At 30.6% G+C, this 26,611-nt stretch carries 18 protein-coding genes; 5 read left to right on the top strand and 13 right to left on the bottom strand.

Annotation, left to right across the window (positions count from 1 at the left end; all coding sequences use genetic code 11):
* From CLV86_RS08235 to CLV86_RS08250, 4 genes are all read right to left on the bottom strand, one after another.
* On the bottom strand, positions 1-5,279 hold a 5,279-nt coding region (locus CLV86_RS08235; protein ID WP_121051538.1), incomplete at its 3' end, for a fibronectin type III domain-containing protein.
* A gap of 170 nt (positions 5,280-5,449) precedes the next feature.
* Entirely contained in the window at positions 5,450-6,487 is a 1,038-nt protein-coding gene (locus CLV86_RS08240; protein WP_121051540.1) for an aldo/keto reductase, read from the bottom strand.
* A gap of 186 nt (positions 6,488-6,673) precedes the next feature.
* Entirely contained in the window at positions 6,674-7,633 is a 960-nt protein-coding gene (locus tag CLV86_RS08245; RefSeq protein ID WP_121051542.1) for an OmpA family protein, read from the bottom strand.
* Between the two features lie 19 nt (positions 7,634-7,652).
* Positions 7,653-8,414, bottom strand: coding sequence for an exodeoxyribonuclease III (locus CLV86_RS08250; RefSeq protein ID WP_076731405.1), 762 nt, complete (start codon positions 8,412-8,414; stop codon positions 7,653-7,655).
* A 123-nt stretch (positions 8,415-8,537) separates the two neighbouring features.
* Here CLV86_RS08250 and CLV86_RS08255 point away from each other — a divergent pair, with 123 nt between their 5' ends.
* Positions 8,538-12,008, top strand: coding sequence for a hypothetical protein (locus tag CLV86_RS08255; protein WP_121051545.1), 3,471 nt, complete (start codon positions 8,538-8,540; stop codon positions 12,006-12,008).
* Here the strand turns inward: CLV86_RS08255 and CLV86_RS08260 are convergent.
* The 4 genes from CLV86_RS08260 to CLV86_RS08275 form a co-directional block, all read right to left on the bottom strand.
* Positions 12,005-13,027 carry a hypothetical protein gene (locus tag CLV86_RS08260; protein WP_147427023.1) on the bottom strand — a complete coding sequence of 341 codons (1,023 nt, stop codon included), beginning with the start codon at positions 13,025-13,027 and terminating at the stop codon, positions 12,005-12,007. The two genes, CLV86_RS08255 and CLV86_RS08260, sit on opposite strands and share 4 nt — an antisense overlap.
* A 222-nt stretch (positions 13,028-13,249) precedes the next feature.
* Complete coding sequence (locus tag CLV86_RS08265) at positions 13,250-14,794, bottom strand: glycine--tRNA ligase (RefSeq protein ID WP_121051549.1); 1,545 nt, start codon at positions 14,792-14,794, stop codon at positions 13,250-13,252.
* 65 nt (positions 14,795-14,859) lie between these two features.
* Positions 14,860-15,687 (bottom strand): hypothetical protein, encoded by an 828-nt coding sequence (locus tag CLV86_RS08270; protein ID WP_147427024.1) that lies wholly within the window; start codon positions 15,685-15,687, stop codon positions 14,860-14,862.
* A gap of 182 nt (positions 15,688-15,869) precedes the next feature.
* On the bottom strand, positions 15,870-16,775 hold the full coding sequence (locus CLV86_RS08275; RefSeq protein WP_121051553.1) for a hypothetical protein: 906 nt from the start codon (positions 16,773-16,775) through the stop codon (positions 15,870-15,872).
* Between the two features lie 277 nt (positions 16,776-17,052).
* On the opposite strand from CLV86_RS08275, the gene CLV86_RS08280 reads away from it, so the two are divergent.
* Positions 17,053-17,730: a ComF family protein gene (locus CLV86_RS08280; protein WP_076731411.1), complete on the top strand. Its 678-nt coding sequence runs from the start codon at positions 17,053-17,055 to the stop codon at positions 17,728-17,730.
* A gap of 106 nt (positions 17,731-17,836) precedes the next feature.
* The gene (locus CLV86_RS08285; RefSeq protein WP_121051555.1) at positions 17,837-19,450 is read left to right on the top strand and encodes an Ig-like domain-containing domain; all 1,614 of its coding nucleotides are present in this window, start codon (positions 17,837-17,839) and stop codon (positions 19,448-19,450) included.
* Here CLV86_RS08285 and CLV86_RS08290 read toward each other — a convergent pair.
* Genes CLV86_RS08290 through CLV86_RS08300 form a run of 3 tightly spaced genes read right to left on the bottom strand, consistent with a single transcriptional unit; the run spans position 19,434 to position 21,873 of the window.
* Complete coding sequence (locus CLV86_RS08290; RefSeq protein ID WP_121051557.1) at positions 19,434-20,216, bottom strand: amidohydrolase; 783 nt, start codon at positions 20,214-20,216, stop codon at positions 19,434-19,436. The two genes, CLV86_RS08285 and CLV86_RS08290, sit on opposite strands and share 17 nt — an antisense overlap.
* Before the next feature lies 1 nt (position 20,217).
* Positions 20,218-20,700 carry a hypothetical protein gene (locus CLV86_RS08295; protein WP_121051559.1) on the bottom strand — a complete coding sequence of 161 codons (483 nt, stop codon included), beginning with the start codon at positions 20,698-20,700 and terminating at the stop codon, positions 20,218-20,220.
* Between the two features lie 30 nt (positions 20,701-20,730).
* A complete protein-coding gene (locus CLV86_RS08300; RefSeq protein WP_121051561.1) occupies positions 20,731-21,873 on the bottom strand; it encodes a methionine aminotransferase in 1,143 nt (380 codons plus the stop codon).
* A gap of 95 nt (positions 21,874-21,968) precedes the next feature.
* Here CLV86_RS08300 and CLV86_RS08305 point away from each other — a divergent pair, with 95 nt between their 5' ends.
* Entirely contained in the window at positions 21,969-24,059 is a 2,091-nt protein-coding gene (locus CLV86_RS08305) for a S46 family peptidase (protein WP_121051563.1), read from the top strand.
* Between the two features lie 115 nt (positions 24,060-24,174).
* On the opposite strand, the gene CLV86_RS08310 is transcribed toward CLV86_RS08305, so the two are convergent.
* Both CLV86_RS08310 and CLV86_RS08315 read right to left on the bottom strand, forming a co-directional pair.
* Entirely contained in the window at positions 24,175-24,870 is a 696-nt protein-coding gene (locus CLV86_RS08310; RefSeq protein ID WP_121051564.1) for a LytR/AlgR family response regulator transcription factor, read from the bottom strand.
* Positions 24,867-25,844, bottom strand: coding sequence for a sensor histidine kinase (locus tag CLV86_RS08315; RefSeq protein ID WP_249037466.1), 978 nt, complete (start codon positions 25,842-25,844; stop codon positions 24,867-24,869). The genes CLV86_RS08310 and CLV86_RS08315 overlap by 4 nt, the downstream gene beginning before the upstream one ends.
* A 184-nt stretch (positions 25,845-26,028) precedes the next feature.
* On the opposite strand from CLV86_RS08315, the gene CLV86_RS08320 reads away from it, so the two are divergent.
* Positions 26,029-26,568 (top strand): TlpA family protein disulfide reductase, encoded by a 540-nt coding sequence (locus CLV86_RS08320; RefSeq protein WP_121051566.1) that lies wholly within the window; start codon positions 26,029-26,031, stop codon positions 26,566-26,568.
* Positions 26,569-26,611 lie beyond the last annotated feature (43 nt).

The raw sequence follows: 26,611 nt of genomic DNA on the forward strand, positions 1-26,611 counted from the left end.
TAATTCGTCTTCTCGTAAACTTTTACTCCATTTCTATTAAATATAGTTAAGCTTTGAACATCGAAACTACTTAAATCAAACGTGTCATTCTTCTGATCTCCGTTTGGTGAAATACCTTGTGGAATTATACATGATTCTAGTTCTATTACAGATACTGTTTGAGATGATGTACATTGTGTATTATCTCCGCTAAAAGTAACTTCTATTTCGTAATCACCAGCTAAAAGTACTGTATCTAAAGTAAGATCGTTTTGTCCCGCAATTAAATCTCCTTCATAATACCAATTTATAGTAACTTCACTCTCTGTATAATTATTAGCTATTGCAGTAATAGTTATTGGAGAGGTAGCGTTAGGGCAAACTTCGTAATCTACATTTGCATCAAATGTTGTTTCTGGAAGATCCTTAACTATTAAATTAAAGGTTGTAGTCTTGTAACAATCTGATGCTGCGTTATTTTGTATTCTAGCATAAATTGTTTGAGGAGTTGATGTATTTGCATAAGGCGAAGTTAATGGGTTCGCACCAGCATCAGCATCAGCCTGAGTCTCATGATAACTAACCACAAATACTGATGGATCTTGACCATTAAGTATTGCAGGTGTATTTTGTTCTAAATCAAAAAACTCAGTACCATCTCTAGATTCATCATCACATAACTCTAAATCATCTAAATCTGAAATTTCAGGAAGTGCTCCTAATACTGTTAATTCAAAAGTAGTATTAGTACTTGCACAACCAGACCCAGAACCTACAGAATCTACATCTTCTACTCTAACATATATTATAGTTCCATCTGTAGCAGAATATGGCGAAGTTAATGCATTTGTTCCTGATTGAGCATCGTTTAAAGTTTCATGATATGTTACTAAAAAGTCTGCTGGATCTTGTCCTGGACTATCTAAAATTATACTAGATAATGAACTAAAATCGAATTCTTCAATACCATCTCCAGACTCATCATCACAAGTTGTAATTGATACTTCTTCATCTGGAACAGTGTTTACTGTTGGTTCTTGATACAGATTAACAATTACAGTACTTGTATCGTTACCCATACATTGGTTATCATATGCTGTTACTGTATAAGAGTTAGATTCTGTTACAGTTATAGATGTTGTTGTTAAAGTAGGATCTAAAATTCCATTAACATACCATTCTACAGTATCTGCAAAAGGAGAATCTACTTCTAAAACGATAGAATCAAAACCACATAGATTAGCTACAGGAGGTGTTGTTTCATCATTATCTTCATCTATAAAAACAGTATCATTACTAATAATTTCAGCTTCTATTTCTCCACTTAAAGTTCCAGCATTTGGATCTGGATTATTAGGATCTAAATTAGTTTGATTAATTTGAATTATTCCTGGATCTTGCTCAAAGTTTGTAATTAACAAGATATAAATATCACCTGCAACGGCATTGTTAATTATAAAGTTTTCAACTGGAGCAGCAGAATAACTACATGCTGTTACTGGAGTTGATGGGTAATCTCCTCCATTACAATAATCGTCACCTGCATTAAATGGTCCCCAAAGAGCAAAATCTACATCTAACTCATCTCCAATTGGGTTACCCATAGAATCGAAAGCTGTATTCTGAACCATCTCGATATCAATATCTCCAGACGTTCCAATTTCGATTACACTAAAAGTTGGGTTTGGCGAAGACCCTAAACAGTCTATAGAACCAAATCCTGGAAGAACACCTACTGTATTGTAAGTATATAAATCGTCTCCACCTGGACATAAGTTTTCTGTAAGGTCACATGTTATATTTGTTGGTGCTTCGTAAGGTGTAATACACAAATCGAACGTTGTTGTTTGTGCGACACTACCATTAGAAAATATTCTAATAAAATAAGTATTTCCAATTGTTAATTGAGGTGTAATACTAGAAAGTAATGTAAATCCTGTTGTACAACTAATTTCTGTTAATGTACCACAAGTTCCTTCATAGACTGCATGATCTATATTAGTTGTTGAGCTACCTTGAATATTTGCTAAAGCAATTAATTGGTATTCGCTAGTAGCAACAAACTGAAACCAAATATCATCATCTGGGTCACCACCACAAGAAGGGTTTGGAACTCCAGAAGGTGTAGCTTCTGTTAATGTTCCTGGTGTACTAACTTCACATAAAAAGCTATCGTTTACAGTAGCTACTGTTGCTCCATCACAATTATCGTTAACTGGAGGACAAGCAGCTAATTGTAAAGCTGGACTTGTAATTACACAATTTACATCTTGCTCATTACTAACTGTAAAAATTATATCTGTATTAAAAGGATATGGCCCAAATGAAGTTACACCTGTTGCAGAAACAGAAACTGGTGGATTTCCTTGATTATCCTCTATTGAAAGTGATGTAGCGTCTCCTAAAGAAGTAATGTTAACATCTACTAAAAATTGGTCTCCATTTGCACAATCATCTACAACTTGGTATGTTGCAGTTGGGTTTGTACATGTAGCACAAGATACCGTTACGTCTATTGGATTAATTGTTGAACTACCTTGACAGTTTACAGATCCGTCTGAAGCTATTGTAAATGAAATAGTATCTCCTGTAGATTGGAAAGTTAAACCACTTAAATTCCCTCCATTGGTATCGTTAAATAGCTCTGTTCCATCGGTGTCATAAACTACTAATTCATCGCAACAAGATTCTACATTTCCAGAGTTAATAATAAAGTTTAAAGGAGAACCGTCTGTACTTGTAAATGTAAATACATTAGTTTCATTATCCTCATAACAATAAACAAGGTTTTCTGGTCCTACTGCACAGTCTACTGAAAAGTTAAGTTGCGCAGTAGTTGTAAAAGTAATTGGTCCTGCCCATTCACTAAATCCATCAACACCACAATCTGATCTTACATAAATTTCGTAAGTTGTTTGGTAATTTAAACCTGTAGCTGAAAATCCTGTTGTAGTAGTTGCTGTTCCAGCTCCAGTTGGTTCTCCAGTTCCTGCAGGTTGTATTACATACTCCCAAGCAGTTTCTCCTCCACCTGCCATCCAGGTAATATCGGCTGAAGTTCCTGCTATATTATTTGCTGCTATTCCTCCTGGAATAACACATGGTGGTAATTCATCAAAAGTAACATCATCAATAGCGATATCATCATAAAAATCTCCTGGTGCTATTACTTCAGAGAAAATAAATCTTGCCTGAACATCTCCAGTAATTGTTAATGTACTTATGTCAATTATTTTTAATTCCCATCCTACAGTATTTGTATTATATGTACCCATTAAGTTCCATGCGGCACCATCCCAAACCTCTACATCTAATTGAGAGTTTGCATTTCCTTCATTATCACTAATTTCATAGAAAGATAGAGCAGGTGTTGTTAAAGTAGATACATCTACAAGAGGTGTTGTAAGAGTTATAGCTCCATCATCTCCTGAAGCGTCTACAACCGCATAGTAATTACCTGTTGCTGTTGCTCCTGATAAAGTACCTCCATCACCTACGTGATTTGGTCCTGCGGTATTAAACTGCCAATCTTCTCCACCATCCATTGACCAACATAATGGAATAACTCCTCCGTTTTCAAATCCTTCTGTATATGGTGCTATATAAGTTGTACACTCGGTATCAAAAGTTAATGGTCCAATCCAGTCACTAAATTCACCTCCGCCACAATCTGCTCTTATATAATATTCGTATGTTGTTGCTGCAGTTAATCCTGTTGCAGTATATGGATTAGTTACTGCTGCATCTCCAGCTCCAGTTGGAGCTCCAGAACCAGGAGCTTGTACTACTACTTCCCAAGCTGTTTCTGTACCGTTAGAAACCCATGATAATGTTGCAGTTGTATCTGTAGCACTATCTACAGCTAAATTTGATGGGTTTACACATGATGGTAACTCATCGAAAGTAACATCATCAATTGCGATATCATCATAAAAATCTCCTGAATTTATTACTTCAGAAAAAATAAATCTTGCCTGTACATCTCCTGTAATAGTAAGTGTACTTATATTAATTGTTCGTTGTTCCCAACCACTTGTGTTTGTATTATAAGTACCCATTAAATTCCAAGCAGCTCCATCCCAAACCTCAACGTCTAATTGTGAATTTGAAAATCCTTCATTATCACTAATTTCATAAAAAGTTATTGCTGGAGTTGTTAAAGTCGACACATCTACAAGAGGTGTTGTAAGAGTAGTAACTCCATCGTCTCCAGAAGCATCAACTACTGCGTAGTAATTACCTGTAACTGTTGTTCCTGTAAGTGTTCCATTATTTCCAACATGGTTAGGTCCTGCGGTATTAAACTGCCAATCTTCTCCACCATCCATTGACCAACATAAAGGAATTGTTCCTCCGTTTTCGAAACCTTCTGTATAAGGTGCCACAAATGTTACACATTCTGTTGCAAAATTTAAAGGTCCAACCCATATACTAAATTCTCCACCACAATCTGATCTTACATAAGCTTCGTAATTTGTCGCTGGTGTTAATCCTGTTTCTTCATATCCTGTATTTAAAGTAGTTCCTGTACCAGCTCCTGTAGGTATCCCTGTACCTTGTGGCTGCACAACAACTTCCCATGCTGTTTCTCCTCCTCCAGGAGTCCAAGATAAATTGGCTGTACTAGAAGTTGCACTAATAAAAGTTAATGCTGAAGGCTCTGGACATGTTACTTCAAATACTGTAACATCATCAAAAGCTACTCCTTCATCTGGTACAGAACCGTCTGAACCAAATGCAAAACGTAATTGTACACTAGCTTCTCCTGCTAAACCTGTTAATGCATGACTGGCTGTAACCCAACCATTAGATCCTGATCCATCACGCCCAGTCCATCCTTGTTGCTGACCTCCAGGATTTCCATTTATTGTACCATCTGTATACCAGTTACCCGCATCTCCTAATGCGCCAACATTTTGCCATGTTGTTCCGCCATCAATTGAAGATTGAAGTACGGTTCCATCCCAACTAAATTCTGATTCCCACCAAATATTAAATGTTATTGCTGGTGCTAATAAAGCTGAAAAATCGAAAACTGGACTTGTAACAGATGAAGATTCTGAATTATTATATTCTCCTGTTAAATTTGTTGTCCATGAATTTGCTCCAGAAGCAGCACTATTTATAACTGTTGCTGCAGGTGTTCCTAAAGCCCATGTGCCATTAGTTGCATTATCTGCTACCCATCCACCATCACCTGCTTCAAAATCTTCAGAGTATGGATAAGTTGTAATTTGTGCATTAACGATATGCCCTAAAAACAGTAGCATACCAGCTAATAAAAGTGTAGTTTTTCTCATCGTTGCTAATTTCAATTAGATTATGTAATTTACTAAACTAAAGAAAAAAAAACACGAATGATATTTAAGTTTTAGATTATAGATTAAATACAATTATTAACGATAAAAAGTGTTAAAACAAAAAAGCATTCACTAACCTAAGACAACCTGACTGAAATTAATATAATTATTTATGGAGCTGGATTTGGAATAGCATTATGAATGTTATTTATATCACTCATTATAGTTTGATTTAAGTCTACACTAACACTACTTATATTCTCTTTAAGCTGCTCTAAGTTTGACGCCCCAATAATATTACTAGTTACAAACTCTCTTTGGTTTACAAAAGCTAAAGACATTTGGGCTAAAGACATATTATTTGCTTTGGCTAAATCCAAATATTTTTGTGTTGCTTTTGTTGCTTGCTCACTACTATATCGAGTGTACCTTGGAAATAATTTTAATCTTGAGTTTTCTGAGGCAGTATTATTTAAATATTTTCCTGAAAGCACACCAAAAGCCATAGGAGAATATGCTAATAAACCTATATTTTCTCGCATAGATATTTCTGCTAAATCACCTTCGTAAACACGATTTAATAATGAGTATGGGTTTTGAATTGTTATTGGTCTTACTAAATTGTTATTTTTAGATTCTTCTAAATAACGCATAGTTCCCCATGCTTTTTCGTTTGATAACCCAACATTACCTATTTTACCCTCCTTAACAATTTGACTTAAACTTTCTAATAGTTCTTTAAAATTATCTTCCCACTCGTCGTTAGGATTGTGTTTATAATCTCTTATTCCAAAAGTATTAGTTTCTCTTTCTGGCCAATGCAACTGGAATAAGTCTATATAATCTGTTTGTAGTCTTTTTAATTCGTTATTTACTGCATCGTTTATACTTTGCTTACTAAAACCTGTAGTTCTTATATGTGCTGTATAATCTCCATTACCTGCAATTTTAGAAGCTATAACTACTTTATCTCTATTATTTGTTTTTTTTAACCAATTCCCTATTGTTTTACTTGTTGCTCCTTGAGTTTCTGCTTGAGCTGGAAATGGATATAGTTCTGCGGTGTCTATAAAATTTACACCGTGATCTATGGCATAGTCTAATTGAAGATGGCCTTCTGCCTCTGTATTTTGATTTCCCCAAGTCATTGAACCTAAGCAAATTTTACTTACTTTAATATTTGTGTTTGGCAGTGTAGTATATTTCATGATTTAGATGCTTTTTGTAAATATAAAAATTGTAAAAAATAAATGCTTACCATCTTAATTTAAATATTTGTTAATATTCGCGCGTTAAGGATGGAGGCATTGTTGGAGCTCCTCGCAGAGAGCGACTGCCGAGAGCCTGACCAAAATAATACCTAGAAGGTATATTTTGGGAACGCCCAAATGAAATTAAATCTCATTTAGCAATTTAGAAATCTCGTCTAATTTAGGTGTTAGAATTATTTCAATACGTCGGTTTTTTGCTTTTCCTTGTGCTGTATTGTTACTTGCTATTGGTGCAAATTCTCCACGTCCTGCTGCAGTAAGATTTTCTGGATTAATTTTATTGTTTTGTCTTAGAATCTCCACGATTGCAGTTGCTCTTTTTGTTGATAGATCCCAATTTCCTTTTATTTCTCCTGACCCTGTATATGGAGCATTATCTGTATGGCCTTCTATTAAAATAGCTATTTCTGGATTGCTTGATAGCACACTTGCTAATTGATTTACTGCTTTTTTACCTTCTGTACCAACTGCCCAACTTCCAGAATTAAATAACAGTTTGTTTTCCATAGAGACATATACTTTACCGTTGCGTTGTTCTACGGTTAATCCTTTGCCTTCAAAATCTGTTAATGCACTTGAAATGGCATTTTTCAACTTAGTCATTGCTGCATCTTTTGCCGCTATAACGCTTTCTAATTCTGCTACTCTAGTTGACCTTGCTTCCAACTCTTTTTTTAACTGTTCTAGCCTTAAATTCTCTGATGTTAATGCTTGTTCTTTTGCTTCTAATTTTGCTAATAATTCTCTGTTTTTTTGGAAATTTTCTGCAATTGCCGAAGAACTATTTGTTACCAAAGCATCGTAAGAATCTTTTAGGTTTTTATGGTCGTTAACTAATGCTTTATAATCTGCTTCCCGTTGTTTTTTTTCTGCAATAGCATTATCATAATCTTGTTTAGTACTATTAAAGTTATTTTCTGCTTCATTTTTAGCGTTTAATAACGCATCGTATTGGTCTTGTAAACTTCTGTTTTCTTTTTTTAATGCAGCATATTTATCTTCTAAGTTTTTATAAACTTTTGGTGAAACACACGATGTTATTGATATTAATAATATTACTGCAATTACTATTTTATTTTTCATTTGGGAAGAGTTTTAAAAATTAGTTTTCTAGTTCTAATAATATTGGGCAGTGATCGCTATGTTTTGCCTCTGTAAGTATAACGGCTCTTTTTATTTTTTCTTGTAATGGTTGTGTTACCATAGCATAATCTAAACGCCAACCTTTATTGTTTGCTCGAGCATTCGCTCTATAACTCCACCAGCTATATTCTACTTTCTCTGGATTTAAATAGCGAAATGAATCTATTAAACCACTATTTATAAAATTACCAATCCACTCACGTTCTACTGGTAAAAAACCAGAAACGTTTTTCATTTTTGGGTTATGAATATCTATAGCTTCGTGACAAATATTATAATCGCCACAAACTACTAGATTTGGAATCTCTACTCTTAACTCATTTATATATTCTTGAACTTCTGCCATATAATTAAGTTTAAATTCTAACCTATCTATGTTTGTTCCAGATGGCAAATACATACTCATTACAGAAACATTATCGTAATCTGCTCGAATATTTCTACCTTCAAAATCCATTGTTTCAATACCTGTACCGTACTCTACATGATTTGGTTTGATTTTACTTAAAATAGCGACACCACTATATCCTTTTTTTTGTGCGCTGTACCAATAATTATATTTATATCCAGCTTCTTCAAAGAGCGATAGGTCTAATTGTTCTTTTAAAGCTTTAATTTCTTGTAGGCAAACTACATCTGCATTAGCGCTTTTTAACCATTCTATAAAACCTTTTTTTATAGCAGCTCGTATACCATTTACGTTGTAGGAGATGATTTTCATTTATATAGGATTGTAATTTCTGCTAAAATAAATAATGCGTTACTTTTACAGCATTAAATGAATACTAAATTAATCACAAACTATTAACAAAATATATTAGCAAATATTTAGTTTAACTACTATATGAAGTTTAAAGTTACTTTTTTATTTTTTTTCTTTACAATTACTGCTTTCTCACAAGAAAGCGATAGTAATTTTAGGCAAAAAACCGTAGCTATAAATGATAGTATTAAAGTTGATAGTGTAAGTATAAATTCTTATCGGTTTTTTATTGAGCTTAAAGACTCTACAGTTATAGACACTTCTTATTATTCTATTGATTTTGCTAAAGCCATTTTAACTTTAAAAAAGCCAATTAAAGCAGACTCTATAATTATTAATTACCTTAAATTCCCAGAATTTTTAACTAAAACCTACCAACAGTTTGATGAGACTGTGATTGTTGAAAATAACAACAAGCTCAATAAACTTTACAAAATAAAACAACCTAATACAGATAAAGAGTTTTCTCCTTTTGACGGTTTAACAACTAGTGGAAGTATTTCGCGCGGTGTTACCATTGGCAATAACCAGAACTCGGTTTTAAATAGTGAGTTGGATCTTCAAATTACAGGAAAATTAAACGACAAAGTGTCGCTGCGTGCTTCTATTCAAGATGCTAATATTCCTTTACAAGAAAGTGGCTACTCGCAGCGATTAGATGAATTCGATCAAGTTTTTGTAGAAATTTTTAGCGACCAGTGGAATATTCGTGCCGGTGATGTAGATTTAGAAAACAACGACTCTTATTTTTCCGAATTTTCTAAACGCGTGCAAGGCCTTTCGCTTAAAACAAGATTAGGAGACGAAGACTCTAGAACCAATTTGTTTGCAGCTGGAGCACTAGTTCGTGGACAATTTACAACAAGTCAATTTACATCACAAGAAGGCAACCAAGGTCCATATAAATTACAAGGTCAAAATGGAGAATTATTTGTACTTATTGTTTCTGGAAGCGAAACTGTTTATGTTAATGGAGTCGCTGTAAAACGTGGAGAAAATGAAGACTACATTATAGATTATAATGCTGGAGAAATTATATTTAACTCTACTTTTCCTATAAATAGTGAAATGCGAATTACGGTTGATTATCAATTTAGCGATAGAAATTATTCTCGTTTAGTAGCATATGGTGGCGGAAGTTACCAAACCGAAAAATTTAAAATTGGAGCTTCTGTTTATTCTGAAAATGATGCAAAAAACAACCCATTACAACAAAATCTATCTACCGAACAAGTTGGTATTTTAAGTGAAGCTGGAGATAATCGAGCTTTAATGGTTGCTCCTTCTGAAGTAGAAGAAGCTTTTAATGAAAACAGAATTTTATATAAAAAAGAAAATATAAATGGTGTTGAAGCTTTTGTTTACTCTAACAATCCAGACGATACACTTTTTAGCGTTCGGTTTACAAATGTTGGAGACTACCAAGGTAACTACAAAATAAGCAACATTAATGCTATTAATACTATTTATGAGTATGTGGAACCAAATACTTTAGGAGAACCACAAGGAAACTTTGAACCTGTAGTACAACTAGTTGCTCCTGTAAAATTACAAGTTGCCGTTGTTAATGGAAGCTACACTCCAACCGAAAAAACAAGTATAAATTTTGAATTTGCTGGTAGTAAAAACGATTTAAACCTATTTTCTAATATAGATGATAATAACAATAATGGCTTTGCAGGAAAATTAAACATAAACCAATCTATTATAAAACAAGATAGTTTATGGAATTTGGATGCTTTTGTAGATACCGATTATATACAAGAGGAATTTAGAAACATTGAAGGATTATATAACCCTGAGTTTAACCGAGACTGGAATATTAATGCCACTACCACAAATGGATTAAATTCTAATTTTGGCGATCAAGTATTATTTTCGGCTGGAACACGTGCGTTTCATGACAAAAAAGGAAATGCTAATTATTTATTTGAACATCTAGGATTTTCTAACACATTTAGCGGAAATAAACACACCGTAAATGCCAAGTTATTTCTAAATGAAAAACTAACAATTAATACAAATTCAAGTATTTTAAATAGTAATGCTACCGAAAGTACCTCAACATTTTTTAGAACTTATAATGATGCGCGTTACAACTTTAAAAAGAGTTGGATTGGCGGAAGATTTTCTGCCGAAAACAATGAACAAAAAGAAACCGAAACAAACAATTTTACAGACTTAAGCCAACGTTTTAACGCTTATGAAATTTATACTGGTGTAGGCGACAGTACTGGTGTTTTTGCCGAAGTTGGTTACAAGTACCGTGTAAACGATAGTGTAAGAAACAACAATTTGCAACGTGTAAACAAATCTAACACCTATTCCTTAAACTCTAGATTAATTAAAAATGAGCGTACAAATTTATCACTATTTGCAAATTATAGAACTTTAAAAAATACAGACGTAGATGTAGAAGATGAGCAATCTTTAAATTCCAGATTATTATACAGTCAACAATTTTTTAAAAACATGGTAAACTGGAATACGGTTTTCGAAACCAACTCTGGAACTTTAGCACAACAAGATTTTACTTATGTCGAAGTAGAATCTGGCCAAGGTGCTTATACTTGGAACGACTATAATGGTAACGGCATCCAAGAAATTGAAGAGTTTGAAATTGCACAATTTCAAGATCAAGGACAATATATTAGAGTATTATTACCCAACCAGATTTTTATAAAAACACATCAAAATAGATTAAGTCAAGCTTTAACTTTAAATCCAGCAAACTGGATTAATGAAACGAGCAAAACCAAAAAATTCTGGTCTCATTTTTATAACCAAAGTAGTTATTTAATAGATAGAAAAATTAAACGCGAAGGCAATACATTTAACCTTAATCCTTTTGAAGAAGACGAAGACAACCAATTAGGTTTACAACTTAATTTTAGAAATGTTTTATTCTATAATCGTGGTAAACAACACTATACCACATCTTACACCTATTTAAACAACCAATCTCGAAATATTTTAAGCTTTGTATCTAGTACTGCAAATGCTGATGATGTAAGTTTTATAGCTAATACTTTAAAGAGTCACCAGCTTAATTTTAATCATAAATTTGCAACGAGCTGGCTTATTAATTTTTTAAGCAGTTTTGATGTTAACGAGAGTGTTAGTAACAATTTTGTGTCTAAAAATTTTAAAATAGACGAAGAAAGTTTTAATCCAAAACTGTCTTATTTACTAAACGACAATGTACGTTTTGATGTTTTTTATCAATACACCAACAAAGCGAATACCATTGGAGATTTAGAAACCTTAAACCAACAAAAATATGGCTTCTCTTTTGCTATAACTAAAAATGTAAAGTCTGCTATTTCTGGAGAGTTTAACGTTTTTGCCAATACTTTTGAAGGTAATGCCAATTCACCTGTTGGCTATCAAATGCTTGAAGGTTTGCAACCAGGAAAAAACTTAACATGGAGTGTTTTAGCACAACAAAAGATTACTAAGTTTTTAGATTTGAATTTAACTTATTTTGGCAGAAAAACAGAGACTAGTAAAACTATTCATACTGGAAATGTGCAGTTGAAGGCTTATTTTTAATAATACTTTATTTTTCGAGTCCAAACACAAAATGGCTCTCCATTAACTATTTTAGTGATTTTTGTCCAGTTGCCTTTACGGTCGAATTTGTATTTGAAATCTAATGTTTTTGATTTATTATTACCTAAGACGATGGTTTTAAGTATATAATCATTTTTATTATAAAATGTTTTAATTATACTAAAAGTAGAATCATTAGTTGTTGTTTCTTTCTCATAAGTTTTAAAACCTTTATGGTTATAATTATATACTACTTTTCTATAATTAGTTGTATCACTAATATTCCAATAATTTTTATACTCAATTAAATAATTTCTATCATCGTATTTATAAACCTGTTTTGATTGAATGTTATTAGTGGATGTGTTATAGTTTAGCTGCTGTATTTTATTTCCTCTTTCATCATATCTATATTCACTTATATTCCTTTCTTTCTTTTGAAATTTTGATTGAGCTTTCTTAGATTTCCGTTTGTTAAGTATATATTTTATATAGGCTCTAATTACTTTTCCTTCCTTATTAAGTTCATATAGCGTTACATAATCCTCTCCATCTTCATCTATTATTCTTCTTTCAACTACATTGTTATTTTCATCTCTAATTGAATACCAATGTACAAATTCATTAGGTTCTAAGCTATTATAATAACTCATAGCAATTGGTTTATTTAACCGGTTATAGTGATACTTAATTAACCAAAATTCATCATCCCAATAAACTTCTTTTTCTTCAATTAAATTATTGTTTTTATCATAAGAATAATAAAAAGTTCTTTCTATTTCTTCAGAGAAATTATACCACACCTCTTTTTCTCTTAATCCTTTTTTATTGTAAACTATTTTACAATTAACATAACTCACATTTCTATCTCCAAAAAAGCGTTCTAAATTACCTTTCTTGTATAGACGTATATTTCTAAAACTATTATTTAGATATTCTGTATAACGTTTGGCAACTTTCGTTTTAAGAAACACAATTTTCTCACTTACAGACTTTGGATTGCCATAAATAGTATCCATATTTCTTTGCGCAAAGACATTGAAAACAAAAAACAGAGCGAATAGTTTTATTGTAAATTTCATAATTCCATAAAATTAGTAATCTAAAGTTAAAAGAACTATTAAAACTCTAAAAGTAATAATGAGTGAATAGTGCTTTTGAGTGAGTAAAAACAAAAAACTCCCAAACAATTGATGTTTGAGAGTTATATTTTATGAGATTCCTTCTTTGAAAGGAATTTATTATTTCATTTTCATTAACCAATTTCTAACATCAACTTCTTTTTTAATGATATCTCTTAAGTCTTCTATTTTAACTCTAGATTGTTCCATTGTATCTCTATGGCGAATGGTAACTGTGTTATCTTCTAAAGTGTTGTGATCTACTGTAATACAAAATGGTGTTCCGTTGGCATCTTGACGTCTGTAACGTTTTCCAACCGCATCTTTTTCGTCATAAAACACATTAAAATCCCATTTTAAATCCTCTACAATTTGTTTTGCAACTTCTGGTAAGCCATCCTTTTTTACTAAAGGAAAAACGGCTGCTTTTACTGGTGCTAAAACTGCTGGTAATTTTAAAACGGTTCTTGTGGTGTTGTTTTCTAATTCTTCTTCTTGTAAAGCATTAGAAAAAACTGCTAAAAACATTCTATCTAAACCAATTGAAGTTTCTAAAACATATGGTGTATAACTCGCGTTATCTTCATGATCGAAATACTGTAATTTTTTTCCTGAAAATTCTTCGTGTTGTTTTAAATCGAAATCGGTACGAGAGTGAATACCTTCTAATTCTTTAAATCCGAAAGGAAATTTAAACTCAATATCTGTTGCTGCATCGGCATAATGTGCTAATTTTTCGTGGTCATGAAAACGGTAATTGTCTTCTCCCATTCCTAAAGAAAGATGCCATTTTAATCTGGTTTCTTTCCACTTATCAAACCATTCTTTTTGCGTTCCTGGTTTAATAAAAAACTGCATTTCCATTTGCTCAAACTCACGCATTCTAAAAATAAATTGTCTTGCTACAATTTCGTTTCTAAATGCTTTTCCTGTTTGCGCGATACCAAAAGGAATTTTCATTCTTCCTGTTTTTTGCACGTTCAAGAAGTTTACAAATATACCTTGCGCTGTTTCTGGACGTAAATATAGATCCATTGCTGTTTCTGCAGAGGCGCCAAGTTTAGTTCCAAACATGAGGTTAAATTGCTTAACATCTGTCCAATTTCGGCTTCCACTTAATGGACAAGCTATTTCTAGTTCTTCAATTAAAGCCTTAACATCTGCTAAATCTTCTGCTTCTAGAGATTTACCTAAACGTTTTAAAATAGTATCTATTTTTTCTTGATACCCTAAAACTCTTCCATTGGTTGCAAGAAATTCTTCTTTATTAAAGGCTTCACCAAAGCGTTTTTCGGCCTTTTTTACTTCCTTCTCTATTTTAGCTTCAATTTTAGCGCAATAATCTTCTACTAAAACGTCTGCTCGATAGCGTTTTTTAGAGTCTTTATTATCTATTAAAGGATCGCTAAAAGCATCTACGTGCCCTGATGCTTTCCAGGTAGTAGGATGCATAAATATTGCGGCATCGATACCAACAATGTTATCATGCATTTGCACCATCGCTTTCCACCAGTAGTCACGAATGTTCTTTTTTAATTCTGCTCCATTTTGTGCATAATCGTACACTGCACTTAGTCCATCGTAGATTTCACTACTTTGGAATACGTAACCATACTCCTTTGCGTGAGAGATTACTTTTTTAAATTGATCATCTTGATTTGCCATATGTACAAAAATATAAAACCGTTCCAAATTTGAAACGGTTTATTTAATAATATTGAAGTTATTTTTTATTTTAATACTATAGACTGTTTTGCTAAAACTTCTCCTTGATAAATAACATTTATGTAATATGTTCCTTTTTCGAGATGTTCTTTCTCATTTTTATCGATAATTACAGAAACTACAGACTCTTTTCCGTTGTAATTAAAGTTTTTCTTTTTTGAGTATATAAGCGACTTCTCTCCAAAGCTTACTGTGCCTTTAGATGCTACAACAGTCATGTTTGAGCGCAACACTTGAAAATATAATGTTTTTGTTCCTTTAGATAAGAATTTGTTTTTAACTAACGTAAATTCAACATGAAATTTTTTAGTTCTTCGAGCATATTTAGTATCTACTACTCTACCTTTAGAGGTAATGCGCTTTGTTCCTTTTACATTTAAATTACTTATAAGGGGAATGTCTAAAGGATTAGTATTATTTTGGGATACCTTATTGTTATTTTGAAAAATCTCGTACTTGGAACTTAGTAATTTTGTTAAAGAATCTCTGGAGTTTAATATTTTTTTAAATTCTTTTTTTTCTTTTAAAAGCTTTTTAATTTCAAGTTCTTTTATACCTAATTGAGAGAGAATTTTATTATTATTTGACCTAAATATTGCTACTTTAGGTTTTAACTTATCAAATAATATATCATCAGAATTTAAATTATTAATGGAGTCTCTTATATTTATTAACTTGTCTTTTGATTGTTTAAGCTGTAATTTAAGTGTATCGTTTAAAAGTTCCACAGTTTCATAAACGTCTATCATTTCGGATAGTTCGTTTAACATGAGTGTTTTTTCTTGATGAAGCATACTGTTTTCATCGCTCAGCTCTAAACGGTTAAACATCATAAAAACCGTAACTAAAACCAGAGTTAAAAGTGACGCAATTATAATTAATTTAGATCTGTTAATTTTTGGGGCTATTAACATTGAAAAATAATTAAGCTATAATTTTAAGAAATTTAAAAATGAAAAAAAACAAAATTACATCTAAAAAACTGATAAAGGTGTTTTTGTACTCAATAGAGCATTTATTTTAGATAAATAGTTGTGCCTCCTAATTTTTTACCTTGATGAAATATACTAATAAAGTAAGAACCTTTAGCTAAAGATTCTGGTCCTTTATCTATTAATGTACAAACATCAATATCTTGGTTGTTATAATTTATGGTTTCTTTTGCAGAATATATTAAAGATGTTTTACCATAATTTATTGTGCCTTTATCTGCAACAACATTCATTTTAGAGTCTAAAACTTGAAAGTAAATATCCAAATCTCCTTTTTTTAAAAATTCGTTGTTTACTAAAGTAAAGCACACGTGAAATTTATTTGTCTTTTTAAAATTTTTAGTATTTACTATTCTACTCGAAGACGTTACTCTTTTCACTCCTTTTGCAACAATATTTGTAATATTTAATTGCTTAGCTTTTTCTAAATTTTCTTTTAAATCTAGATTATTTTCTACTAATGTTTTATTTTTTGTTTTAAGAGTGCTAACGTAAGTTTTGCTATTTGTTAAGTCTTCTTCCACTTCTTTTGCCTGTAATTTTAATGAAGTGTTTTCTGCTTCCAAATTGTCTGTTAACGCTAACAATTGGGCATTTTCTTTTCTAAGCTCTTTTAGTTGAGCTCTGTATTTAGATATTAAAGATACGTTGGCTTTTAATTGTTTTACAGAATCTAAAATAATTAAAATTTTAGATTTTGTTTCTTCTAATTGCTTCGCTAGATATTCGCTTTTAACATCTAGGTTTTCGTAACTAGAAATCATTTCGGATAGCTCACTTTCAACAAGATATTTCTCTTGTTCTATAAACACCTGATTTTCTTTTACGGTTTTGTAATTAAAATAGCTAACAGAGCCTAAAATTACAATTGCTATAACCAATGTACCAATAATTAATCTATAGTTGAATAATTGTGTATTAATTATCATCGTTTAGTTTAATTAATAATCTAAACTATACAAATAGGCTATAACTAATAATTAAAATCGATGAAATGGTTATAAACTTGTTAAAACTATTGTTAACCCTTAACTCGTAAGAAATAACGCATATTTAAAACTCTTGTAATTACGATACTTAAATTACTATTTACAATAGATAATTACACCATTAACATTCTAAATTTTAAGATAAATAATAAGTTTTATTGTTGATTTCTAAAATGTTAATGTATTTTAGATAACACATGTATAATATTTTCTTTTAATGCTTAATGCGCTTGTAAATTTATTTTTTCCAAAAGTATGCTTAACATGCTTATTCCGGCTTGCTGATAACGAAGAGTACTTATGCACGAGTTGTAGGCACAAACTTCCTTTAACAAACTACCATTTAACTAAAGATAATTTTGTATCAAAACTATTTTACGGAAGAGCAAAAATTGAAAATGGAACAGCTTTGCTTAAATTTGAAAAAAAAGGTATTACCCAAAAGTTAATTCACCAATTAAAATACAAAGAACAACAACAAGTTGGCACGTTTTTAGGCGCTTGGCTAGGTAAAGAATTAAACGATTGTGGAGATTACTCTACTGTAGACATCGTTATTCCTGTGCCTTTACACAAAAAAAAATTAAGAAGTCGAGGCTATAATCAAGTTTCTAAATTTGGCATAGAGATAGCAACTGCTTTAAAAGCAAATTACGTAGATAATGTTTTAATTAAAATTACAAATACAGAATCTCAAGTTACAAAAAACAGATTCTCCCGATGGGATGGCAAAAACGACTTATTTACAATACACAACCTTGATCAAATTCAAGGAAAACATATACTTTTAATAGACGACATTATTACAACAGGAGCAACACTAGAAGCCTGTATACTTGAATTAAATAAAGCAAAAAATATTAAAATAAGTATTGCTACTATGGCAATTGCCTAAGTTGCTTTACTATTTGTTAAATTCTTTATAAATACAACGTTTAATATAACGCACTTTATGTTACTTTATAAATATGTTGTTATTTTGCAATCAATTAATCAAAATTATGCAAAACAGGTTTTATAATTTTTTATTCTTTATTTCAATAGTAATAATTATTGCTAGTTGCGCCAATAGAGGAACACCTAGCGGAGGAGAAAAAGATATTTTACCACCAGAAATTATAAAATCTGAACCTGAAAATTTTTCTACAAATTTTAATAAAAAGGAAATTAAAATTTATTTTAACGAGTATATAAAAACCAAAAACTTAACAAAGCAATTGGTTATATCTCCACCAATGAAAACTCAGCCAGACATTACACCTCTTGGCTCTGCTAGTAAATATATTACAATTAAAATTTTCGATACACTACAACCTAACACTACATATGCTATTAATTTTGGCAATAGTATTGTAGATAATAATGAAGAAAACCCATTTAAATACTACAGATATGTATTCTCTACAGGAGACTATATAGATTCTCTATCTGTAAAAGGAACCATTAAAGATGCTTTATCTTTTGATGTTGACGACTATGTTTCTGTTGCTTTATATGAATTAGATTCAACTTACAACGATTCTTTAATATTTAAAAAAGAACCTAATTACATTACAAACACACTAGATACTACAACTAGTTTTAAAATTGAAAACGTAAAAGCTGGAAAATACATGCTACGCGCTTTAAAAGATAAAAATAGCGACAATAAATTTCAGCAAAAAACCGAAAAAATAGCCTTTTACGAAAATCCTGTTATACTACCTCAAGACACAGCTAAGGTTTTTGAACTTGAGCTTTTTCAAGAAACACCAAATTACAGAGCCTCGAAACCTAGTTTAGTGGCAGGTGAAAAAATTATTTTTGGGTATGAAGGTGATTATAAAAATATAAAAATAGACCTGCTTTCTAAAGTAACCGATAGTTTTGTTGGACGTTATTATAAAGATGAAAAAACCGATTCCTTACTCTATTACTACAACCCAAAATTAAAAGTTGACTCTTTAATTTTTAAAATTTCAAACCAAAAAGTAGTTGATACTTTTACAGTAAGAATTCGTGATAAAAAAAGAGACTCTCTTATTATAACACCAAGCCCAAAAGGAACTATAGGTATTGAAAAAGATTTTTTTATAAAATCTAACATTCCATTTACAAATATAAACCAGAGTAAAATTACTATTCGCGATAAAGATTCAGCTTTAGTAGACTTTAAAACAAAATACGATACCTTAAAAAACAGTTATGCCCTTAAATTTGATAAAACGGTAGATAATGAGTATAAAGTACAGCTACTTCCTGAAGCTTTAACAGATTTATTTAATAACACAAACGACTCCTTAAATTATAACTTAAAAACACAAACTCAATACAAGTATTTTAACTTTAGAGTTATATTAGAAAATGCTAAATATCCTGTTATTGTACAATTAACAGATACTAATTTTGAGGTTATTGCAGAACAATATATTGAAACACCTCAACCTGTAGATTTTAACTTTTTAGATCCTAAACGATTTCATTTAAGGGTTATTTATGATACCAATAAAAATAAAAAATACGATACCGGAGATTACTTAAAAGGCATACAACCAGAACGTGTAAGTTACCATCCCGATATTATTGAAGGAACAGCAGGATTTGACGAAGTTTTAACGCTTAAACTATTAGACTAAAATTGTCCTTATCGTTTAAAAAACCTAAATGCTTACGGTTTTTTTCTATCTCACTTTTACTAAGCGATACAATTTCAATAGATTCTCTATCACTATTATTGCTTGTTAGTTTTTTTCCTAAAACATTATAAATAGCAGAATGCCCTGAGTATTCATAATTATTGCCATCTAAACCTACTCTATTTACTCCTATGCAATAGCTCATATTTTCTATAGCTCTTGCTTTTAATAAAGCATCCCAAACAGCTATTCTAACTTTTGGCCAATTAGCAACATATAACAGCACATCATAATCCTCGATATTTCTTGCCCAAACTGGAAAGCGAAGATCGTAACAAATCTGCGGACAAATACTCCAGCCTTTATATTCTATAATTACTTTTTCTTGTCCAGCAGTAAATATTTTATCTTCTCCAGCAAGCGAGAAACTATGGCGTTTATTATACTGTAAAATCTCACCATCTGGCTTTACAAAAAGTAAACGATTATAATATTTCCCGTTTTCTTTTATTGTTAAACTTCCAACAATGGCAGTTGCTTTATGTTTAGCTATATCTAACATCCAAACAACAGTATCTCCTTCTATAGATTCTGCAACAGTTTCGGCATTCATTGTAAAACCAGAATTAAACATTTCTGGCAGGACAATTAAATCTATATTTTCTGAAATTAATTCTATTTTATTTTTGAAGTTAATACGGTTTTGCTCCGCATTTTCCCAAACTAAATCAGATTGTATTATAGCTACTTTTAAATTTTCTAACATTTTAAAAACGTTTTAACCGTTTCTCTGTTTTTTCAATATTACTTCGTAATTTTTCAAATTTCTTCTCCCATTTTTCATGGTCATCTGGAGAGAGTTTTCCTTTGTTTTTAAGTTTTTCAAATTTCTTATATTCAGATGCATATTTGTTTTCTGCTTTGCTTAAACTCTTTTTTGCATCTTTAAGCTTTTTCTCTGCCTTTTCCTTCTTTTTTAGCTCTTTTTCAGACTGTTTTTTCTCTTTTTCGGCTTTTTTTAAAGCTTTTTCATTTTTTCTAGTTTGCTTAGCTTGTTTTTCAATATGCTTTAATCGCGTTTTAATTTCATTTTGAGCTTCTGGAGATAAAATTTCAGACATATCTTCTCCATTTTTATAAACGGTTTTTCCTTTTACATTGTAAATTTCATTATTATAAATGACCTCTTGTGCAAAAGAAAAATTTGCTGTTATAAATATTAAAAATACTATTACTTTTATTGTTTTCATTATTTAAATTATTATTTACAATATACTATTTTATATACTATTTAATATAGCTGCTGCTTTTTTTATTGTTTCGTCTGTTTTTGCAAAGCAAAAGCGCAACACTTTATCATCTCTATTATTATTGTTAAATACCGATAATGGTATTGATGCTAAACCATACTCTACTGTTAATTGCTTTGCAAACTCCACATCACCTACTTGTGTAATTTCAGAAAAATCTAATACTTGAAAATAGGTTCCTTTTGCAGGTTTAAATTTAAAACGAGAATGTTTTATTAAACTTAAAAATAAATCTCTTTTGGCTTGATAAAATTCTGATAAATTCAGATAATTACTTGGTTCTTTTAAATAATCGGCTAACGCTTTTTGCATGGGAGAATTAACACTAAACACGTTAAATTGATGTACTTTTCTAAACTCGCTCATTAATGTTTTTGGAGCGCAACAATAACCAACTTTCCAACCCGTGTTATGAAATGTTTTACCAAAAGATGCTGTTATAAAACTTCTTGATTTTAAATTAGAAAACCTACATACACTTTGGTGTTGTAAACCATCATAAATAATATGTTCGTAAACCTCATCACTTAACACAATACAGTTAGAGTCTTGAGTTAATTTTTGTAGCGCTAACATATTTGCATTAGAAAAAACAGTTCCGCTAGGATTTTGTGGTGTATTTATAATTATCATTTTAGTTTTAGAACTAAATTTACTTTCCACCTCATCCCAATCTATTGTATAATTTGGAGCCGTTAATTGTATAGAAATGGTTTTTCCTCCATTTATTTCTATTGCTGGTTCGTAACAATCGTAAGCAGGACGAAAAATTATTACTTCGTCTTTTGGTTTTATAAAAGCAGAAATTATAGTATAGATAGCTTGTGTTGCTCCTGCAGTAATCGTGATTTCATCTTCTGGATTATAAGTAGAATTATAAAGCAAATCCATTTTTTTAGCAATTGCCTCCCTTAATTCCATATTTCCAGGCATTGGTGCATATTGGTTATAGCCAGAACACATGGCTTGCGATACTAAATCTATTAGATTTTTATCACTTTTAAAATTTGGAAAACCTTGAGACATATTAATTGCATCGTGCTTATTGGCCAGCGCACTCATTACCGAAAAAATAGTAGTCCCTACATTTGGGAGTTTAGATAGATGTTTCATACCCTAAATATAAATAGAAAATAGATAGATTTTAACAAATTTTAGCGCTCGATTTTTTATATTTGAAGCTACTCAAAAAAAAAAACAATTCGACTATGAAATTTCTAAAGTTCATTTTACTTTTTATTACAATTAACGTTTCGGCACAACAAGGTGGTATGTGGATTCCTTCACTTTTAGAAGGCATGAACGAAGACGAAATGACTAATCTTGGCAGTAAACTAACAGCTAAAGATATTTACAATGTTAACAACTCTAGTTTAAAAGATGCAATTGGTCATTTTAATGGTGGTTGTACTAGTGAAGTTATTAGCGATCAAGGTTTGATTTTAACTAATCACCATTGTGGTTTCTCTCAAATACAATCGCACTCATCATTAGAAAATGATTATTTAAAAGATGGATTTTGGGCAATGAATCTTGAAGACGAATTACCAAACGAAGGTCTTTTTATAGAGTTTATTGTAAGTATTAAAGATGTTACTTCTCAAGTTTTAGCAAATGTAACGGATGCTATGACAGAGAAAGAACGTCAATCTCAAATTAGCAAAAATAGCAATGCCATAGAAGGAGCTACAACAAAAGAAGCATGGCAAGACACTAAAATTAAAGCATTTTATAATGGTAATCAGTATTTTTTATTTGTTACAGAACGTTTTGAAGATATACGCTTAGTAGGAGCACCACCAAGTAGTATTGGTAAATTTGGTAGTGATACAGATAATTGGGTTTTCCCAAGGCATACTGGCGATTTTTCTATGTTTAGAATTTATGCAGATGAAAACAACAGGCCTGCAAAATACAGTAAAAATAACAAGCCATATAAACCAAAACACTTTTTACCAATATCTTTAGATGGTATAGAAGAAGGTGATTTTACACTTGTTTTTGGTTTTCCAGGAACTACAAACGAATACTTACCTGCTGTAGCAATAGAGCATATTACAAAAGAATTTAATCCTAGCAATATTGCTATTCGTGAAGCTGCATTAAAAGTAATTGATGCTGCTATGAAATCTAGTGATGATGTAAGAATTAAATATGCATCTAAACAAGCAAGAATTGCAAATGCTTGGAAAAAATGGATAGGTGAAAATTTAGGAATTGAAAAAAGTAATGCTGTCGCAAATCGTCGTGATTTTGAAAACGAGTTTACTGCTGCATTAAAGGATAAAAACTTAGTAAATAAATACGGTAATATTCTTCCAGAATTCGACAAACTATATACAGATTTTTCTAGTACAAACATTAAAAGAAGAAACTTTATAGAAGTATTTATTGTTACTAATGAGCTTATGCAAATGATATTTAGATCATACCAAATGGAAGCTGCTATTACTGCTAATGAAGACAATTTTGAACGTGCAAAAAATGCAACAATTTCGAGATTAAAAGGTATACACAAAGATTTTAACGCAAACGTAGACAAAGGAGTTTACCAAGCTGTAATGCCAATGTATACAGATAATGTAGATGCTTCAATTTACGAAAAAACTGCATTTACAAATTTAGAATCTACTCTTGCTTTATTTGAAGGCGAGCCAAAAGACGTATTAAAAAAGTTAAACAAGGATGCTGCATACAAATATGCTAAACCAATAATTGAAGAATTTAACAATATTATTAACCCAGAATTTCAGCAAAAAAACGAAGTGATTTCGGCATTACAAACTAAATACATGACTGCGTTAATGGAGGCTTTACCAGATGCACGTTATTTTCCAGACGCAAATAGTACACTACGTGTAACTTATGGTCAAGTTCGTGGATATTCGCCAAGAGACGCTGTTTACTACGAACCTGTAAGTTATCTAGAAGGTGTTATAGAAAAATTTATTCCTGGAGATTACGAGTTTGATGTACCAAAAAAATTACGCGACTTATACAACGCTAAAGATTATGGGCAATATGCTGATAAAAACGGAAAAGTGCCTGTTTGCTTTTTAGGAACAAACCACACCACTGGCGGAAACTCTGGAAGTCCTGCAATTGATGCGCATGGAAACCTTGTTGGTTTAAACTTTGATCGTGTTTGGGAAGGTACAATGAGCGATATGAATTATGATCCTGAAATTTGCAGAAACATTATGGTAGATGCACGCTATATTTTATTTATAGTAGATAAGTTTGCAGGTGCAACTAGATTAATAGATGAAATGAAATTAGTGCATCCAAAAACAAAGTAATTAAAACAAATTACTTCTTGATATAGTTTTATTCTATATCAAATAAAATCACTCAAAAAGACAAATTGTAGCTTTATTTGCAATATGTAAGTCTATTTGAGTGATTTTTTTTTATCTAATCAATTTTCAATTTAGCTAACAATTCCTGCTTATATGTCCTGCCAATAGGTAGCCTGTTTTCCAAAATATAAATCTCGTTACCAGCAATTTTATTAACATAGTTTTTATTAACTATAAACGATTTATGAACTTGAATAAAATTGGTTTCTGGTAATTTTTGCTTCCAATTTTTAAGAGATTCAATATAAGATAGCTTTTGTTTTTTGGTAACAACTGTAATGTAATTTCTATCGCTTTCTATAAATAGAATATCATTAATTATTATTTTATGATGAGTTTTATCTACATTTAAAAACAAGCTGTCGTTACTATTTTCTTTAAATGCGTTTTGTTGTTTATTAGTAAATGTTTCTGCTTTATTAATTGCTTTTAAAAACCTATCAAACGAAAAAGGTTTTACTAAATAATCTACAATTGTATCTAACGAAAAACTTTCTACTGCATAATCTGGATAAGCAGTAGTTATTATTATAGCTGGTGGATTTTTTATCGTTTTAATAAAATCTATTCCAGAAATATCTGGTAAATTAATATCTAAAAAAACAAGATCAACAGTTTCACTTTTTAAAAAAACATGTGCCTCTATAGCTGCTTGAAAAGTGCCTTTTAATTCTATATTAGGAAATTTACCTAAAAAGTTTTTAAGAATATTTTGAGCAGGAATTTCATCTTCTATAATAATGCAAGTCATGATAAATTTAGTTTTAAAGTCACTATAAATTGTTCGGCTTTTACAATATTTAATTTATAATTGCCTCTATAAATTAATTGCAATCGCTTTTCTAAATTTTGTAACCCAATTTTAAAAGCGCTTGAACTTACTCTATCTTTGTTATAATCGTTACTACAAACACATTCTAACACACCATTTGTTTCAATAATAGAAATAGAAATATCACTATTTAAAGCACTATGTTTAAAAGCATTTTCTATTATTGTAATTAATAATAAAGGTGCTATTTTTTTACCAGTAGATTGTATTTGCGTTTTATAAAATATTTGTTTTACTCCTTCTGTTCTAATGCGTTGAAACTTAATATAATTATCTAAAAATTGAAGCTCTTTTTCTAGTAAAATTGTTTTAGTATTACTTTCGTATAAAATATGTTTTAAGTTATCTGAAAGCATTAAAATAAGTTCTGGCGTTTCAGATGGTTTTTCAATTGAATACGAATAAATTGTATTTAAATTATTAAATAATACATGCGGATTTATTTGCGATTTTAGAAACTTAAGTTCCATTTCTGCATGATCCTTTTTAACCTTTTCTACTTCTGCTTGTTTTTCTATAAAACGATACAAAACCCAAACAAAAGAAAAGAAAATAAGTGGTACTAAGGTTTGCCAAAGGTAATCGCTAAGACACTTCATTACAGAACAACCACATTTTGTAAATACATTACAATATAGCTGTGTAGCAAAAAATGAAATAATTGCAAATACAAACACGTATGGTATGTACCATTTTTTCTTAACAAAAAATGGTAATAACATAAAATTGTTAGCATAAACAATTACTACAAGTATAGATAAATACTGCAAAAAAGGATTTTCTTTCCAATAATATTTTGAAAAGACCGACAATGATACAAACACGAAAAGCATCCAAAATAAGATGTGTACTAAAATTTGCGAACCGTGTTTTTTAATAAATTTTTCTTTCACAAAAGTAAAGTAGTTAGAAATATTTTAAACATCAAAAAACAAGGTATAAAAACCATATTTAGCAATACAAACAACATGCAGCATAAAATTTTTGTAAAAAAATTTTAATAATTCTTCATTTTTTTAAAGTTATAATTAAACCATTTCAATAACTATAACTCTAACTAAAAATATATTTTGCTAAATGCTTACAATTGCACAAAAAAATATTGTTTTTCTAGTTGCTACGCTTCTATTCTGTATTAGTTGTAAAGAAAACAAAGAAGAACAAACAACTGAAATTATAACCAGTAACTATATAGAAACAGAAATTCCTGTTTATAATTTTAACGACTTAGAGCCTTTATTATATACAAATAAAGATAAAATATACATTGTAAACTTTTGGGCAATGTGGTGCGCTCCATGTGTGAAAGAGTTGCCTTATTTACAACAACTACAAGCTAAAAATCCAGATATAGAAATTCTATTAGTAAGTCTAGATTTTCCTAAAGATATAGACACCAAACTAAAACCATTTTTAAAAGAAAGAAATATTAGCTCTAAAGTTGTTTTATTGGATGACCCTGATGCTAATAGTTGGATTGACAAAATTAATCCTGAATGGTCTGGCGCGATACCGTTTACCATTATTTTTAATAACGAAACGCGTAAATTTTACGAACGCTCTTTTGAAAATTTAGAAGATATTGAAAACGAAATAAGTAAAAATTTTAAACAATAAATTAATTATAAAAATGAAAAAAATTAGTGTATTAATAGTAGCC

Origin of the sequence: Lacinutrix venerupis, assembly GCF_003663945.1 — a bacterium.
Taxonomy (GTDB): domain Bacteria; phylum Bacteroidota; class Bacteroidia; order Flavobacteriales; family Flavobacteriaceae; genus Lacinutrix; species Lacinutrix venerupis.

Excerpts from the sequence above, each read along its gene's own strand:
- CLV86_RS08240 (WP_121051540.1), bottom strand. The coding sequence starts at position 6,487 with ATGAAATATACTACACTGCCAAACACAAATATTAAAGTAAGTAAAATT.
- CLV86_RS08245 (WP_121051542.1), bottom strand. The coding sequence starts at position 7,633 with ATGAAAAATAAAATAGTAATTGCAGTAATATTATTAATATCAATAACA.
- CLV86_RS08250 (WP_076731405.1), bottom strand. The coding sequence starts at position 8,414 with ATGAAAATCATCTCCTACAACGTAAATGGTATACGAGCTGCTATAAAA.
- CLV86_RS08255 (WP_121051545.1), top strand. The coding sequence starts at position 8,538 with ATGAAGTTTAAAGTTACTTTTTTATTTTTTTTCTTTACAATTACTGCT.
- CLV86_RS08260 (WP_147427023.1), bottom strand. The coding sequence starts at position 13,027 with ATGGATACTATTTATGGCAATCCAAAGTCTGTAAGTGAGAAAATTGTG.
- CLV86_RS08265 (WP_121051549.1), bottom strand. The coding sequence starts at position 14,794 with ATGGCAAATCAAGATGATCAATTTAAAAAAGTAATCTCTCACGCAAAG.
- CLV86_RS08270 (WP_147427024.1), bottom strand. The coding sequence starts at position 15,687 with ATGATGTTTAACCGTTTAGAGCTGAGCGATGAAAACAGTATGCTTCAT.
- CLV86_RS08275 (WP_121051553.1), bottom strand. The coding sequence starts at position 16,775 with ATGATAATTAATACACAATTATTCAACTATAGATTAATTATTGGTACA.
- CLV86_RS08280 (WP_076731411.1), top strand. The coding sequence starts at position 17,053 with ATGCTTAATGCGCTTGTAAATTTATTTTTTCCAAAAGTATGCTTAACA.
- CLV86_RS08285 (WP_121051555.1), top strand. The coding sequence starts at position 17,837 with ATGCAAAACAGGTTTTATAATTTTTTATTCTTTATTTCAATAGTAATA.
- CLV86_RS08290 (WP_121051557.1), bottom strand. The coding sequence starts at position 20,216 with ATGTTAGAAAATTTAAAAGTAGCTATAATACAATCTGATTTAGTTTGG.
- CLV86_RS08295 (WP_121051559.1), bottom strand. The coding sequence starts at position 20,700 with ATGAAAACAATAAAAGTAATAGTATTTTTAATATTTATAACAGCAAAT.
- CLV86_RS08300 (WP_121051561.1), bottom strand. The coding sequence starts at position 21,873 with ATGAAACATCTATCTAAACTCCCAAATGTAGGGACTACTATTTTTTCG.
- CLV86_RS08305 (WP_121051563.1), top strand. The coding sequence starts at position 21,969 with ATGAAATTTCTAAAGTTCATTTTACTTTTTATTACAATTAACGTTTCG.
- CLV86_RS08310 (WP_121051564.1), bottom strand. The coding sequence starts at position 24,870 with ATGACTTGCATTATTATAGAAGATGAAATTCCTGCTCAAAATATTCTT.
- CLV86_RS08320 (WP_121051566.1), top strand. The coding sequence starts at position 26,029 with ATGCTTACAATTGCACAAAAAAATATTGTTTTTCTAGTTGCTACGCTT.